The organism is Pauljensenia sp. UMB6358, from assembly GCF_030216865.1.
In the GTDB taxonomy this organism is placed as follows: Bacteria; Actinomycetota; Actinomycetes; order Actinomycetales; family Actinomycetaceae; genus Pauljensenia; species Pauljensenia turicensis_A.
The window spans coordinates 144246-159372 of sequence record NZ_JASOMS010000002.1; the positions used below are offsets into that span (position 1 = coordinate 144246).

The following is a 15127-nucleotide window of genomic DNA, read 5'->3' on the forward strand; positions in this document are numbered from 1 at the left end:
CTGTCTAGCGTGTGTGGACGCTGTGGCGGCTCAATAAAAGACCTCCCAAGATTAGCGCGGTACCTGATCCCATCAGCGCTCCACCAATGATGTCTGTTGTCCAGTGCGCGGCCAGGTAAATGCGTGTTGTGGCCACAAGCGCCACTAATGAGATCGCGAGCGCCCAGATCAGGCAGGCGCGGCCTCGTCGATTCCATGAAAGGCGGGAGTCTGCGATACCGACATTGATCAGGGATAGTCCCCATGCATGTAACGAAAGCAGAGCAGCACTGATAGCGAGGGCGGAGGCAGCGGTGGTGTGACCGGATGGGAAAGAATGGGAAAGTTCGACGACGAGGCGCTCTGGGATCGGTGGGCGGACTCGTTCGATACCGAGCTTGACCAGCGACGTTGCAACCGCTGACACCGCCATCACTAGAGGAATAAACAGCCCGAAGCGCCACGACTTTGAGACTGCCCAGATCAATAGTCCGATGACGACCGCTTCGATCACGGAAACGGTCGGGGAGAAAAGGTGGGGCACCGCTTTCATGAACGCGGTCAACGCATCGATGCGGATCGTGAGCACCCAGTTCAGAACCGCCTGATCAAAGTTCGCAACAGATTTCAGGTGAATGAACAGGCCCAGGATGATTGCGCCGAGAATCGCCCAGTTGCCGACAATAATCCGCGTCCAGCCGATCAAGCCAACTGAGTGGACAAGGTCGCGGAGCTCGGGGTGGATGTAGTCGGTGTCGATATGGTCGGTGTGGGTGTGGTGAGAATTCACATCATCATCCCGTCGACATAGACCCACCGGCCACCGCGCTTGGTGAAGGTGGAGCGTTCGTGCAGGCGGTTATGGCCTCGTGCGTGGGTGAAGTCGGCGATGAACTCGACGATGCCGTCCTGGTCGTTTTCGGTGCCCGTGACGGTGTCGACGATGGTGAGCCTGTTCCATGTTATTTGCGGGTCAATGTATGGGGGAGCGGGGCGTGTGCGCGGATGCCACGAGCGGAAAAGATGGTTTTCGTTGCCCAGCACGAAGGCGGAGTAGCGCGAACGCATGAGGGCTTCGGCGGTGGGTGCAGGCTCGCCGTCAAGGATCGGGGAGCAACACGCGCGAAATGCGATGCCAGAACCGCATGTGCACGGGTCAGTGGGTGCGAGGCCCTGCGCGGATGCTACGCCTTTACGTGGCACGTCAGAAAACGTCATACGAATCAGCCTACCCGGGCAGATTTTATGAGGAGCGAACAGGACAGTGGTGTGCCCGTCGCTGTTTTCACCACTATACGAGGGCGACCACACTGGTCTCACCCCACGCCAGCAAGAGGGCGGTAGCGGAGGCCCTCTGTTGACGGTAAGCGAAGAATCAGTGCGCCAGCATCACGCCGATGAAGCCAGTCAGAGCAACAATGACAGTCGTCGAGGTAGCAAGAATGAACGGCTTCGGGCCAACGGACGCAAAATCACGCAGCTTCACGGACGTGCCCAGTGCGAACATCGCCGAGGCGAGTAGCGCCGTCTGAATAATCTTCAGAACCGCAAGCCACGACGCGGGCACAATCCCGGTCCACCGCACGAAGACCATGACGATGAATCCGAAGACAAACAGTGGCATCAGAGGCGGAAGTTTGCCACCCTCGGAACCCATACCGGGGATCTGAGCTCCCGACGCCATCTTCTGACGCCTCCGGATGCTGATCGTCGCCATAACGGGAGCGAGCATCAGCACGCGAGCAAGCTTCACAACAACCGCACCAGACAGTGCCTCGCCACCTCCCAACGCACCGCCAATCGCGACAACCTGGGCAACCTCGTGTGTGGCTGCGCCACCCCACAAGCCAGTGGTTAGCGGATCCAAACCGAACAGCGTGCCGAGAATCGGGATCAACGGAATCAGCAGCGTGCCAAAAATGACGACCTGCGCAATAGCGGTGACAACCTCTTCGCGATCCTGAGCTTCAATAACGCCATCAACCGCGGCAACAGCGGCCGCACCGCAGATCGAGAAACCGCACGCGATCAGCAGTGTCTGCGTGATCGATAGGTGCAGAGCTCGCCCCACAAGAAGCGTCGACACAATACCCAAGACGATAACCGCAACAACAACACCGATCATCCCAGCGCCCAGTGCCACGATATCGGCTACCACCAGCTGTAGGCCCAATAGCACAACGCCAGCACGCAACAGACGCTTGGAAGTGAAAACCAGACCGGGATCCAGGACCGCGGGTAGCTGTGCGATATTCCGCAGAAAAACACCCAGAATGATCGCCACCAGCATTACCGACAGCGCCGGCACAAAATGGTTGATGAGCAATGCCAGTCCGACCGCAACGAAAGACAGTGCGATGCCGGGCAACATACGCATCAACGAGGCGGACCGGCCAGACTGAGTCGCCGTGGCTGGCGCAGGGGTCGGAGCAGATGATGATGAAACTGAAGCTGGGCTCATACAGATAACTGTATGAGCCCAGCCGAGCAGATTAGGAGATGAATGCCCGTTTTTACCTTGATGTGCGCTGTTGCACGCGCTCACACATCACGGATAGATGATCAGTCGCTCTTCGATGCCAACCAACGCTCGGCATCAAGGGCCGCGCGGCAACCGGAACCGGCAGCCGTAATCGCCTGACGGTAGGTGTGATCGACGGCGTCGCCACAGGCGAAGACACCTGTTGCAGAGGTGCGCGTTGATGGTTCGTCGACCACGATGTAGCCGGCGTCGTCCAGTGCGACGTCCGTAGCGAGGAACGACGTGCGTGGCAGGTGACCAATCGCCACGAACACACCATTGACATCAAGGTCGGACAGCGTGCCATCAACGGTGCTCTTCAAACGCAGGCCCGTGACCTCGTCGGTACCCAGGACCTCGTCGACGGTCGAATTCCACACGAACTCAATCTTCGGGTTTGACTTCGCACGGTCAGCCATCGCCTTCGAAGCGCGAAGCTCATCGCGACGGTGCACGACGTACACCTTGGAGGCGAAGTTCGTCAGGAACGTTGCTTCTTCCATTGCCGAGTCGCCACCGCCGATAACGGCCAGCACACGATCCTTGAAGAAGAAGCCGTCGCAGGTTGCGCAGTAGGAAACACCGCGACCCGACAGCGAATCCTCGCCCGGAACATTCATGTGACGGTACTCAGACCCGGTCGCCAGAATAACAGCCTTCGCGTACAACAGTTCGTCGTCGACGGCCACAACCTTCACATCACCCGACAGGTTCACCGCGGTGACATCCTCGTAGCGAACGTCCGCGCCGAACTTTTCTGCTTGCTCACGCATGTTATCCATGAGCTCGGGCCCCTGAATACCTTCGGGGAAACCGGGGAAGTTCTCAACCTCAGTCGTCGTCATCAGAGCGCCACCGGCAGCGAGAGCTCCAGCGATCACGATTGGCTTCAGGCCGGCGCGAGCCGTGTAAATCGCAGCCGTGTAACCGGCAGGACCAGAACCAACGACGATGACATCGTGAATGGTCGCATCTGCGGGAACCTCACCAGACGGGCGGGTTGACGGTGTGGTCGAAACGGTCTCGACCTCGGCATCAACCGTGTTCACGGCCAGCAGGTCAGACGTCACTGTAAATTCCATCATTACCTTTCGAAAAGATCGCCAAAAGTGTCAGGCTTCAGGCACCTATTGACCCTCATCAGCCAATAGTGTGCTTTGCGGAAATCGCTACTGAACGCTGAGTTCGCTCACCCATGCCCAGTTGTCACCGTCGACCGAAGTCGGCATGGTCGCGAAGGACAGAGCAATCTGCGACGTGGTGACGGGTTCAGGAAGGGTGATCTCCGTTGTAGGACTCAACGCCCCGCGAGCCAATTCTGTTCCTCTCCGAGGAGCATCGGCATCCGTGACGTTGCGCACGACCAGTTCACCACCGGACGTGGACGGATCCATGTTCAGCGTGATCTGAGAAACCGTTGCTTCTGCAGAGAGCTTGATAATGATGGTGACAGTGTTGTCGTCAGTGAAAGAATTCGTGTCGTAGTAGCGAGAGTGCCACGTGGTTGCTGGGTCGCCGTCAATCATGTTGACCGCAGTATCCGGGTGATCGCCGTCATCGTTTGACCAAGACAGAACGGATACGGAAGAAACAAGCGGAGAAGTCGTTCCCTGCATTGCCGATTGGTCGTCGGATTGGATGTGGTTTGCCGATTGTGCGTCTGCGAGCGACTGCGCCAAGTCAGGCGAGCCAACGGGTTTCAGCAGACCCACCGTGCCGAAGATCGCAGCGAGAATAGTCAAAACAGCCGCGAAAACAAGAGTCGGCTTCGTCGGATCAATCAGCCCTCGCTCACGCTGAGGCTGGTCCTCTTCACCCGCGGAGGCCACAAGAGCCAGATGGTCTGTGGGACGCTCAACAATCGGGCCGGGGAAGGAAGTCGTCACATCGGCCTCGGGTGCCAGTGGCATGTCAACGGGTGCCACCAGCGGGGGAATGCCCGTGGAGTGCTTCGATGTGACAGTCTTGTCAGCCTTTTCGGCTTCGTTGTTTTCCTCATTGACGAGGCTGCCTTCAACGTCGTTCCCCCGATCTTCTTCAGGGGCGGAAGGCATGGATGAATTATCTTCATCGGATTCGTCCTGAGCGCCTTGGTCGAGGTCGCCGTCTTCGCCAGACTCAACAACGTCATCTGTCGCTTCAGGTGTTTTCGAAGCGGACAACTTTGCTTTGATCGTGGCGATCAGGCCAGCAAAACCCGTGAGCGCCACGCCGCTTTCAGTATCAGATTCTTCATTTTCTGATTCGTCAGAACTATCGTCGCTCGACTCACGGTCTTCTACGTCAGTGTCGTCTTCAGCGTCCTTATCCTGTTCGGATTCAGCATCGTCGGCGCCATCAGAGACATCATCGATTTCTTCGACGCGCTCCTCATCCTGATCAATGCTTTCCGGTTGCTCGCCTAGGAGAGGTTCTTCAGGCTCATCGATAACGACCACATCATCAAACTCGGGTGAATCCGCATCGTCATCGTGGCTTTCATCAAGCTGGGTGTCTGAAGAGTCGACCACGGCCTCGTCCCCATCTTCCACTTCAGAATCATCAGACTCAGGGTCTGCCAGAATCTCGTCGAACGAGGGGAGAGCGGCGGCCAGCGCAATAGCAATCTCACGTTCGGCTTCGCTCAACTCAGGGTTGGGCGACGCAAGAGTGGGTGAGTTTTCAGACGACGTACCGTCCGACAATTCATCGTGATCGGGCTTGCCGTCCGTGCTCATGGGGATCCTCCGTTGAAAAAGTACGAAACTCAATCCATTATCGTTGAAGAAGTCGATTTCGGCTGTATTGGCGTGGCAAGGATGCGCCGCAAAACCAGTGGAACTCGCAACCTTTGAAGTAGCGGAGTGATTGTGCGCGCGCTTGTCGACGGCGAAATCAGCTTCAGAACAACCATGTACACAATCGACGCGACCAGTGAAACCATGATCAGCTTCAACGAAGCGCCACCAAAACGAAGCAGGGTCGATGAAGTCTGGGTCTGCGCTCCCACCAGCTTTAATGCGCCGAATGAAGACAGCGCCGCCAGCACGGCAGAAACCACAAACGCGCTGTAGGAACGCAAAAGCAAGGCACGATCCACGTAGGAATTACGACGCGACACCCACGCCACCGCAATCACGCCCTGGACAATGCGACACGACGTTTCACCAAGAGCAGCGGCAACAACCCACCACTTGGCACCCGTCATCGCATACATTCCCCACCCGACGATGACCTGAAGAATGGTCGGACCAATACCCATCAAGAACACTGGTTTAACGTCTTCATAAGCGAAGAAAACACGTTGACTCATCAAGACCATGCCCGTTGAGGCCACACCCGGCATTAAAGCAACAAGGACCCAGGCATACGCGGTGATCACTTCCTGGTTCGTCTTTGAGTACAGAACCATCTGCATCATTGGCACCGAACCAGCCATCAGGATCGCAGCCGCCAGCAGAGTCAGGGACGTAATCGTTTGGACGCCCAGGTGGTAGCTCGCTGCCACGGAACGATCATCATCATCGGCGACCGCCCGCGCCATTTGAGTGAAGATCGCTGTTGTCAGCGACACCGTGATCAGCGACTGCGGAACCATGAAAATCATGAAAGCGGTTGCGTAGGCGTTAATACCGACGAGCACACCGTCATGCGTCTTCGCGTACGCATCGGCCAAAGCGGCCAAGTTATTCGTCGACAGGACACCAATCTGGCTGACCCCCAGCGTCGCAAACGTCCATCCGGCCACCTTCGACGTGGAGCCAAATGACGTGCCTCGGAAATGGAAGTCAGGCTTGAAATGAACGCCCGATCGTTTCATCGGGATGAACAAGACAAGCGCCTGAGCAATCACGCCCAGCGTCGCCGACCCACCCAGTAGCCAGAATTGTGTCGCGGAAAGATCCTCGACATTGATGCGCCCTTCGGTGCCACCCCACAAAAAGAGGAATGCACCCAAACCGGCGATACCAACAACGTTATTCACCACCGGCGCCCACATGTAGGGGCCGAATACGCCACGCGCATTCAGTAGCTCACCCAGCAGGTTGTACAGGCCGTAGAAGAACAGCTGCGGTAAACAGAGCAAAGCGAAAAGAATCGCCAACGTGCGAGTTTGAGCATCGTAGCCGGCCGCCGTGATCACGACCAACAGCGGAGCGGCAATCATCGCCACGATCGTCACGATAAACAGAAGCGTCCCAGCAAGAGTGAGCAGACGATTCACATAGGTTTGACCATCATGCTTCCGCTTCAGTGCTCCAACGATCTGTGGAACAAGAACCGCATCAAAAACGCCGGACGCCAAAAGATTAAAGACTGTATTCGGCAAAGTATTCGCCGTTTGGAAGGCTGCAGATACGCCACCGCCGGCTGCTCCAATCGCAGCAAGAAGCATTGCCGAACGAACAAACCCAAGGATTCGCGACACCATCGTGCCCGACGCCATGATCGCGCTGGCCCTCAGGATGGATCGGCTCCGAGGCTCCTGAGGCGGTTCAACCGAAGAGTTCGACTCGGTCATTTGTTCTCCTCTTCTTCGCGCCCAGCACGGCGCTTGCGTACCGACCTGACTAGGCCGATCACAAACAGAAGACCAAAAGCAATCGCAACCGTAATAGTAAAAGCATCTTCCCAGCCGGCACGCATACGAACAAGAACATTATCCGAAATGGTAAGAAGCGTGCCGTCGGCAGTATTGATTTGGTAGGTGACTTCAATATCGCCCGAACCGATGGCACTCACGGGAACGTTGACCGCGGTGACCGTTCGCGCAGGAATGGTTGTGATCGCGGACTGGCGGACCTTCAGCCTGGGATCGGATGGGTTGATCGTGACCGTCACATTCACGTCCCACGCCAAATCATTACGAACACGGATCGGAAAATCCGCGGACTTGTTAATCAGATTCACCGTGTCTGAAGGCACCAGTGACACCAGAGAGCGGAGGTGCGACACCTTCGCGCTGAACTGGGATGCGCGCGTCACCTGCTCATCGGCGCTGATCGACGCACTCACCGTCGGCAAAATATCGTCGTGGAGAGTCGCGTTGACCGCCTTCGGGTCAGACGTTGAATCCGCAAAAGACTTCAGTTGTGCCAGTGCATCGCCAAGCGTTGTTAACGCTGCGCTTGTTTCAGCCGACAGCTGACCGGGTCCAACAACGAAACGCTCAACGTCAGTCACCTGCGACGACGCGATCTGGCTAAACGACGTGGGCTCAACCCACCGCTGTTGGAGCAAAGAATTCAGACGCTGAACAAGCGAAGCAGACGGGGTCAATGTGCGCGACGCCGTCACCTCAACCGTTCGAGACACACTGGGACGCTCACGCGTAATAATCGCAGACACGCCCGCAAGTGCCTGGTCAACATCAAGAGCGTCCGAGCTGGTCGACACTTCCCACCCCAGCAGATCGTTCAACGTCTTATTCGTTGAAAGAACAGTCGCCGTCGAATCCGTCGCCCCCTGCGTGGACGTTTCACCCGTCGAATAATTCACTTCAACGGGAGCAAGGGACGTAAACGACACCTCGGGGTCCGGATCCAACGCACCGCCCGGAGCGATCGTCACCTTATCGGAAGCCAAGGCCAGCCCGGTCGTACTGAACGTTTCAGCTTTCGGCCACTCCACATTCTTCACAATCGTTGCATTCGCGTGGGTTTTTGACGCCTTCTGCGCAGCACTCTCGTTCGAGGACTGAGAATGTGAACCGTTTGGCTTACTGTGCGACGCCGAGTCACCCCGGGTTTGGGTAGCCCCCGACTGGTCAGAGCTCTGCGATGTCGCGCTCTGCGGGTTGGATTCGGCTAAGTCGGTAGACGCGGCCTCGTACCCCTTAATCGCGACGCCGGTTGCGCTCCACCCAGCTGCTTCCACCGACGTCGGGAAGGATTTGATCGACGCGGACATCAGCGCAGACAGCTGATCGTTTGCCGCCAACGCAACCACTCCGGGATCGGCATCCCCCGTGGGAAGCGCGATGATTTCACGTTCAGCCACCAATAGCTTCGATGCGAACAATCCGTCAGCATCCGCCTTCGACGTCGACGTGTCACGAGTTGGACGAGGAATCACCGTCGAATCAAGAGCCAGCGTCGTACCCGGAATCTGAGCAATCTCAGTTATCGCCGAACGCTCTTTCACGGTATTGCTTGAATTCGACGCGGTCCACGGAACAACAGCGTTCACCCGTGTGGGCTGGACTTCCTGGCCGGAATCCCAAATAAAAATCGTACGATCCGCGCCACTGCGATCCCCCGACAGCACGTCGACGCCGAGGGCTCGCGGACCCCACTCATAGGACGAATACAGGTCGAGGCGATCAACTGGAATATGAACCTCGAAGGGGATGGTCTGCCCGCCGGGAATGTCCGTGCTGGTTTCTTCGTAGCTGATCAGACGCCCAGGACGCGTCGACGCATCCAAAGAATCAGCGAGTTCACGAATACTATCGGCCGGACCAAATGCCATCGAGACCATCAGCAAAGGGGCGGAAAGCGCTTCATCACCGGTGTTCGTGATTGTGCCCGAAACAACCAGCTCGCTTTCGTTCGTCAGAATCTTCGGGCTGAGCTGGTCGATCGACACGGTCAAGCCGTTCGATGATTGCGATTTGGCAAACAGGTCCGGGACAGTTGCCTGCGTTCCACCTGCCGTTTCATCGCCGAACGAGGCCGGTGCGACCACACTGCTTTCAACCATGGCAAGGCCGGCAAGGGTGGCGGTTGCTAGGGCGACGCTTCGGATACTCGTGGCGAAGAGCCGACGGGCGAAAAGTCCGTGCCTCATCTATTGCCCCTGATAGAGAAGATCAAGGGCCAGAGAAACGATGCGACGCTCATTCGGGTAAGCGAGCTGGTGAGGAAGATCTTTCAAACGAACCCATGCGGCAGCTTCCGCTTCGTGATCAGGGTCATTTTCAACCGTGATTTCGCCCGAAACGTACTGCATCAGGTAGTGGTGAACGACCTTATGAACCCGGCGTTCATTGCCTGAGAACCAGTAGTCGATGCTGGTCAGGTGAGTCAGAATCTGGCCGTGGATACCGGTCTCTTCCGCTACTTCACGAAGAGCTGCCTGCTCGGCCGTTTCCCCGGGTTCAATGTGCCCCTTCGGAAGACACCATTCGATGCGACCTGAACGATTCCTTCTGGCAATCAACGCGGCGTAGGGAATTCCATCCACAACGTCAATGACGATGCCACCGGCCGACGTTTCGGATGAAACGGGAAGATGCGATGTTGACGAATGAAGCTGGCGCGTATGACGAATCGGGGGTCGCGGGACCCCCTGTCTGTGATTCGTCGGACGCATAGGCATACGTCCACTTTAGTTGTCCGATGGCAACGTTTTGTGACAGACCGCCCTTGTGTGCAGACTCGTCACCAGATTCACGCGCTTCGTAATGGCAGTTTCCCGCCAAAACATGGCACGCTTAGGGGTGATGAGTGAAAAGACCACACTTTCGAATCAGCCTAACTCGCGCCCTCACGCACGCGTATATGCGGACATCTCTGCTCGCGATATTCCATCGCTGATGGTGAATGCTCGAAATGCCTTCGCCAATTTGCCATCGGAGATTCTTGAGCTTGGACGCGTTTTTGAAGATGCAGGAGAAGAGATCGCCCTAGTCGGCGGTCCGGTTCGCGATGCTTTTCTGGGTGTGGACCCGCATGATTTTGACCTGACAACGTCTGCGCGCCCAGATAAGACCGAAGAACTTCTGGCCATGTGGGGCGACGGCGTATGGGATATCGGCAAGGAATTCGGAACGATCGGCGGACGCCGTAAGAATGTGGTCGTCGAGGTCACCACGTATCGTACGGATTCGTACGAGGTCGGTTCGCGCAAACCAGAAGTTGCCTTTGGGGACACTCTGGAAGGCGACCTGACCCGTCGTGATTTCACCGTGAATGCGATGGCGATGCGTCTGCCGTCCATGACGCTTGTTGACCCGCACAACGGTTTGGAAGACCTCGCGGCCTCGCGCCTGCGTACGCCGGTGACAGCTGAGCAGTCCTTTGACGATGACCCGCTCCGCATCATGCGCGCTGCGCGTTTCAGCGCTCAACTAGGTATCGACGTTGACATGGATGTCATGGATGCGATGGAAATAATGGCGTCCCGTCTTGAAATCGTGTCAGCAGAACGAATTTGCGCCGAACTGCAACGTCTGATCATTTCTCACTGGCCTAGGCGTGGCCTCGAATTGATGGTTCACACGGGAGTTGCCAAGATTGTCCTGCCGGAACTCGCCGCGCTGGTGGAAACTGTGGATGAGCACAACCGCCACAAGGACGTCTACGAGCACACTCTGACCGTCCTCGACCAGGCGATCGCGTTGGAGACCGGCCCGGATGGTCCAGTGCCCGGCCCCGACTTCATCCTCCGATTCGCGGCGTTGATGCACGATGTGGGCAAGCCCGATACGCGCGTTTTCGAGAAGAACGGGACCGTCTCGTTCCACCATCACGAAATCGTGGGTGCGAAGATGACGCGTAAGCGTATGCGCGCTCTGAAGTTCGACAAGGCGACAACCCAGGCGGTTGAAAAGCTCGTGTCTCTTCACCTGCGTTTCCACGGGTACGGGGAAGTAGCCTGGAGCGATTCGGCAGTTCGTCGCTATGTTACTGACGCGGGTGACCAGCTTGAACGTCTTCATCGTCTGACTCGCGCTGACTGCACAACGCGTAATCGTCGTAAGGCAATGATGCTGTCAAGCGCCTACGACGATCTGGAAAACCGTATCGTTGCTCTGCGCGAGCAGGAAGAGTTGGACGCGATCCGCCCGGACTTGGATGGTGACCAGATTATGGAAATCCTGGGATTGCGTCCGTCACGTGCGGTCAAGCTCGCGCGCGACTATCTGATGGAGTTGCGTCTGGAGAACGGCCCGATGGGTGAAGAGGCGGCAAAGGCAGCTTTGCTCGACTGGTGGTCTTCGGAAGAAATCCGCGAGATTGCAGCGGAATATCAGGCTCAGCAGGCGCACTGGGAGTCGCTTGTTGCGCAAAAGCGAGCAAAGAAAGCTGCTGCGAAAGCGAAGCGACAATCTGAGTTGGCAGATGAGACAGTGCCAACATCAGCGGATTAAGTTTCGCCCTAGTTGCTGTTTGAGTGTGCGAACTACGAGGTCTTAACTGCATCTCTTCACTGTGCAACCTCGGCCCAAAAGCTCAGGGATTCCATCTTCCATGTGACGGGGGCAATCACCTTTCTTGTTGGGCGCGAATTATCTCGCGTGAGACTCAAGATGATTCGGTTGTCCCCGTCACTCTTCACGCAGATTCTCAGGTTTTCTGCCTAGGCTGGTGGTAGAACTGTCCGACGAAAGGCTCAACCGTGGCACAATCCACCGGTCATAACCCGGGCTCACCTCTGCCGAAGCGCGCTGATTATGCGCGTCAGCGTCGCGCCGCGCAGGAAGTGGCCGACCGTGAAGCGGTAGCGAAGGCCCGTAAGCGTCAGTCGCAGCCACCCAAGCAGGCGCCTCAACCGCCTCAGCGTCGTTCGGTGGGCGCGCAGGCGAGCCAGGGGTATTTTGCTCCGGTCACTTCTGCCACCGCCCGCCCGGCTTCTGCGTCTTCGGCTTCCGCTCAGTCACGAGGCCAGTCAACCAAATCAAAACCCGTGGCGAAGAAGAAGTCCGGGTGGGGTCGACGCATTGGCCTGACCATTGTTTTCGCGTTCTTGCTGTCGGTGATTGCTGGCGCGAGCCTGTTCCTTTACATGTATTCACGTGCGACGATTCCTGCCGCATCTGACTTGGCGCTCGCTCAAAAGACGAGCATCTACTATTCGGATGGCACGACCAAGCTCGGTGATCTTGGTGAAGTGAACCGCGAGATCATTGATACGACCACGCTTCCTGACTATGTCGGCAAGGCAATTGTCGCGTCGGAAGACCGGACCTTCTACACCAATTCGGGCGTTGATTTGAAGGGTATTGCTCGCGCCCTGTTCAACAACGTCACAACGGGTTCACGTCAGGGTGGTTCAACGCTGACTCAGCAGTACGTTGAGCGCTACTACACGGGCGAAACCACCTCGTACAAAGGTAAAGCAAAAGAAGCGGTCCTGGCGATCAAGATCAATCGTGAACAGTCCAAGGACGAAATCCTGGCAAACTACATGAATACGATCTACTTTGGTCGTGGCGCATACGGTATTGAAGCGGCAGCAAAGGCTTACTACGGTCATTCGGCTGCTGAAATGACGTTAAGTGAAGCAGCAATGATTGCGGGCATTATCCCAGCGCCTTCCGCGTGGGATCCTGCAGTTGATGCAGACCAGGCGAAGACTCGCTGGGAGCGCGTGCTCAACCTCATGGTCGAAGATGGCTGGATTTCGCAGGCGGAAGCTGATGAGGCAACCTTCCCTGAAACCATCGACCCCGCAACTTTGGAGACTGAATCAATGAGTGGTCCCAACGGCTATCTGATTCAGCAGGTGAAGGAAGAACTGCTCGCCACGGGCGCTTTCACGGAGGAAAGCCTCGACGAGGGTGGCTTGAAGATTACCTCCACCATCGATCAGACGAAGCAGGATCAGGCGGTTGCAGCCGCTCAGACGATGTCGTCGGTCAGTGGTTGGGATCCGGCGACAATGCACGTTGCCCTGTCGTCCATTGACCCTGCAACGGGTGAGATTGTTGCTGAATTTGGTGGCGATGACTACTTGGCTCGTCAGCAGAACGCTGTGACGCAGGATATCGCGATGGCCGGCTCCAGCTTCAAACCGTTTGCGCTCATCGCAAATGCGCGAGCCGGCGGATCTGTCTACGACACATACAGCGGTTCTTCTCCGCAGTCGTTCCCCGGGCTGCCCGAACCCGTTCAAAATAATGCGAACGTGTCTTACGGCAAGATCAATCTGATCACTGCAACCGAGTATTCGGTGAACACCTCGTTCGTCGCCTTGAACAAGGATATTGGTCCGGCTTCCACGATGCAGGCAGCCATTGATGCTGGTATTCCCGAATCTACGCTCGGCTTGGAATCGAGCCTGCTGAACGTGCTTGGCTTCGCATCACCCCACAATATTGATCTAGCAAGTGCGTACGCGACGATCGCCAATGGCGGACAGCGCATGACCCCGCACATCGTTCGTTCCGTGGCTGACTCAGCGGATAACACGATATTTACGACGACCGTTGAAGCTCGCCAGGCATTCTCGTCAACCGATGTGTCGGCAATTATGCCGGCTCTTCAGGCCGTGACCGCTTCGGGTGGTACGGCTGAAACGGTGTCGTCCACTCTGCCAGGTTTTACGACTGCAGGTAAGACGGGCACGTCCAATGACCAGCTTTCAGCCCAGTTCATTGGTTTCGTTCCAGAATTGGTGACCGCTGTTTCGATGTATCAGTCGGACGAAGAAGGCAACGCTGTGTCGCTGGCGAATATCGGTGGCTTGGACCAGTTCCACGGCGGTGACTGGCCTGTGACCGTGTGGAACACATACATGTCGGCGATTTCGTCGACGCTCAGCCAACAGACCTTCTCTTGGTACGTTGCACCGAAACGCAAGTCGAATCAACAGAACATGAGCCAGAGTGGTGCGCAAGCTCCTCAGACTGAAACTTCGGAGCACTCGACCACTGAGTCGAATGACACCCAGGGGCAGACCACGGAGCAGACTCCTGCCCCTGCAACTCCGAGAACCGATCAGCAGAACCAGAACGGGACTGACAATTCCGGACAGAACCAGGGTGGCGGTCAGAACGGTCACAATGGGCAGAATTCTGAGCAGCCTGCGGATAATCCGTAGTCCAAGCATCTAGCCGGTAAAACAGCGGTGGGGCCCTACCAACTGGTAGGGCCCCACCGCTATGTGCTGGCTGTTTACTTCACTCACTCAGCGGTCAAGTAAACAACCGGCGGATGCCAATCACTCAGCGACAACGCGGACCTTGAGGTTCGCGGAAACTTCCTGGTGGAGGTTCACTGAGACGGTGTACTGACCAACGGACTTGATCGGGGCTGCGATGATGACACGACGACGATCGATGGTCTTACCGAGCTGTTCCTTGACGGCGTCAGCAATCGAAGCTGCCGAGACTGCACCGAATAGGCGACCGGACTGGCCGACCTTGCCGGAAACGGTGATGGGCTCTGCTGCCTGAAGGACGTCGCGGAGTTCGCGAGCATCGTCGACAGTTGCGATCTCGTGGCGACGACGTGCAGCTGCGATCTGATCGATCTGCGACTGTGCGCCCTTCGTCCACTTGGTCGCGTAACCGCGGGGAACAAGGTAGTTGCGTGCGAAGCCAGCCTTGACCTCGACGACCTCGCCTGCGTTGCCAAGGTTGGCAACATCGTGGGTGAGGATGAGCTTAGTGGTAGCCATAATAAGTATCCTTCCCCGAATCAGCGGCCGGTCGACGAGTAGGGCAGAAGCGCCATTTCGCGGGCGTTCTTCACTGCGCGGGCAATGCGACGCTGCTCCTGGACGGAAACGCCAGTGACGCGACGTGCACGGATCTTGCCACGGTCAGAGATGAACTTACGCAGAAGCGCAGTGTCCTTGTAGTCGATCGATTCGATCTTGGCCGACTTCAGCGGGTTGGCCTTTTTCTTGATGGGCTTATTGCGAAGTTGAGGCTTCGCCATGATGGTCTCCTTGGATCCGGACGGAATGTTCCGCCCAATT

12 protein-coding genes are annotated in these 15127 nt (G+C 57.0%); 2 read left to right on the forward strand and 10 right to left on the reverse strand.

Translation table 11 applies throughout. The features are described 5' to 3' along the window. Positions 1–4: 4 nt before the first annotated feature. From QP381_RS02300 to QP381_RS02335, 8 genes are all read right to left on the reverse strand, one after another. Positions 5–769: a phosphatase PAP2 family protein gene (locus QP381_RS02300; protein WP_285067697.1), complete on the reverse strand. Its 765-nt coding sequence runs from the start codon at positions 767–769 to the stop codon at positions 5–7. After that, positions 766–1197, reverse strand: a complete 432-nt coding sequence (locus tag QP381_RS02305) for a YchJ family protein (RefSeq protein WP_103632866.1) — start codon at positions 1195–1197, stop codon at positions 766–768. The genes QP381_RS02300 and QP381_RS02305 overlap by 4 nt, the downstream gene beginning before the upstream one ends. 157 nt (positions 1198–1354) lie before the next feature. Continuing rightward, a complete protein-coding gene (locus QP381_RS02310; protein ID WP_285067698.1) occupies positions 1355–2440 on the reverse strand; it encodes a YeiH family protein in 1086 nt (361 codons plus the stop codon). A 101-nt stretch (positions 2441–2541) separates the two neighbouring features. Further along, the gene (trxB, locus tag QP381_RS02315; RefSeq protein WP_006680606.1) at positions 2542–3582 is read right to left on the reverse strand and encodes a thioredoxin-disulfide reductase; all 1041 of its coding nucleotides are present in this window, start codon (positions 3580–3582) and stop codon (positions 2542–2544) included. 87 nt (positions 3583–3669) lie between these two features. Beyond that, positions 3670–5217: a hypothetical protein gene (locus QP381_RS02320; protein WP_285067699.1), complete on the reverse strand. Its 1548-nt coding sequence runs from the start codon at positions 5215–5217 to the stop codon at positions 3670–3672. Between the two features lie 29 nt (positions 5218–5246). Further along, positions 5247–7001, reverse strand: a complete 1755-nt coding sequence (gene murJ / locus QP381_RS02325) for a murein biosynthesis integral membrane protein MurJ (protein WP_442953390.1) — start codon at positions 6999–7001, stop codon at positions 5247–5249. Next, a complete protein-coding gene (locus QP381_RS02330; protein WP_285067700.1) occupies positions 6998–9268 on the reverse strand; it encodes a DUF6049 family protein in 2271 nt (756 codons plus the stop codon). Before QP381_RS02330 ends, murJ begins: the two co-directional genes overlap by 4 nt. Beyond that, positions 9269–9793, reverse strand: coding sequence for an NUDIX hydrolase (locus QP381_RS02335; protein WP_006680610.1), 525 nt, complete (start codon positions 9791–9793; stop codon positions 9269–9271). Between the two features lie 223 nt (positions 9794–10016). Between QP381_RS02335 and QP381_RS02340 the strand changes: the two genes are divergently transcribed. Both QP381_RS02340 and QP381_RS02345 read left to right on the forward strand, forming a co-directional pair. Beyond that, positions 10017–11573: a CCA tRNA nucleotidyltransferase gene (locus QP381_RS02340; RefSeq protein WP_050998782.1), complete on the forward strand. Its 1557-nt coding sequence runs from the start codon at positions 10017–10019 to the stop codon at positions 11571–11573. A gap of 248 nt (positions 11574–11821) precedes the next feature. Then, positions 11822–14245: a transglycosylase domain-containing protein gene (locus QP381_RS02345; RefSeq protein WP_006680612.1), complete on the forward strand. Its 2424-nt coding sequence runs from the start codon at positions 11822–11824 to the stop codon at positions 14243–14245. 120 nt (positions 14246–14365) lie between these two features. Here the strand turns inward: QP381_RS02345 and rplI are convergent, their stop codons facing one another. Continuing rightward, positions 14366–14824 (reverse strand): 50S ribosomal protein L9, encoded by a 459-nt coding sequence (rplI, locus tag QP381_RS02350; protein ID WP_006680613.1) that lies wholly within the window; start codon positions 14822–14824, stop codon positions 14366–14368. A 20-nt stretch (positions 14825–14844) separates the two neighbouring features. Then, the gene (gene rpsR / locus QP381_RS02355) at positions 14845–15087 is read right to left on the reverse strand and encodes a 30S ribosomal protein S18 (protein WP_006680614.1); all 243 of its coding nucleotides are present in this window, start codon (positions 15085–15087) and stop codon (positions 14845–14847) included. Positions 15088–15127 lie beyond the last annotated feature (40 nt).

Coding starts and splice junctions, on each gene's coding strand:
- rplI (WP_006680613.1), bottom strand. CDS start 14,824: ATGGCTACCACTAAGCTCATCCTCACCCACGATGTTGCCAACCTTGGC.
- QP381_RS02330 (WP_285067700.1), bottom strand. CDS start 9,268: ATGAGGCACGGACTTTTCGCCCGTCGGCTCTTCGCCACGAGTATCCGA.
- QP381_RS02340 (WP_050998782.1), top strand. CDS start 10,017: ATGGTGAATGCTCGAAATGCCTTCGCCAATTTGCCATCGGAGATTCTT.
- QP381_RS02320 (WP_285067699.1), bottom strand. CDS start 5,217: ATGAGCACGGACGGCAAGCCCGATCACGATGAATTGTCGGACGGTACG.
- QP381_RS02335 (WP_006680610.1), bottom strand. CDS start 9,793: ATGCGTCCGACGAATCACAGACAGGGGGTCCCGCGACCCCCGATTCGT.
- rpsR (WP_006680614.1), bottom strand. CDS start 15,087: ATGGCGAAGCCTCAACTTCGCAATAAGCCCATCAAGAAAAAGGCCAAC.
- trxB (WP_006680606.1), bottom strand. CDS start 3,582: ATGGAATTTACAGTGACGTCTGACCTGCTGGCCGTGAACACGGTTGAT.
- QP381_RS02305 (WP_103632866.1), bottom strand. CDS start 1,197: ATGACGTTTTCTGACGTGCCACGTAAAGGCGTAGCATCCGCGCAGGGC.
- murJ (WP_442953390.1), bottom strand. CDS start 7,001: ATGACCGAGTCGAACTCTTCGGTTGAACCGCCTCAGGAGCCTCGGAGC.
- QP381_RS02310 (WP_285067698.1), bottom strand. CDS start 2,440: ATGAGCCCAGCTTCAGTTTCATCATCATCTGCTCCGACCCCTGCGCCA.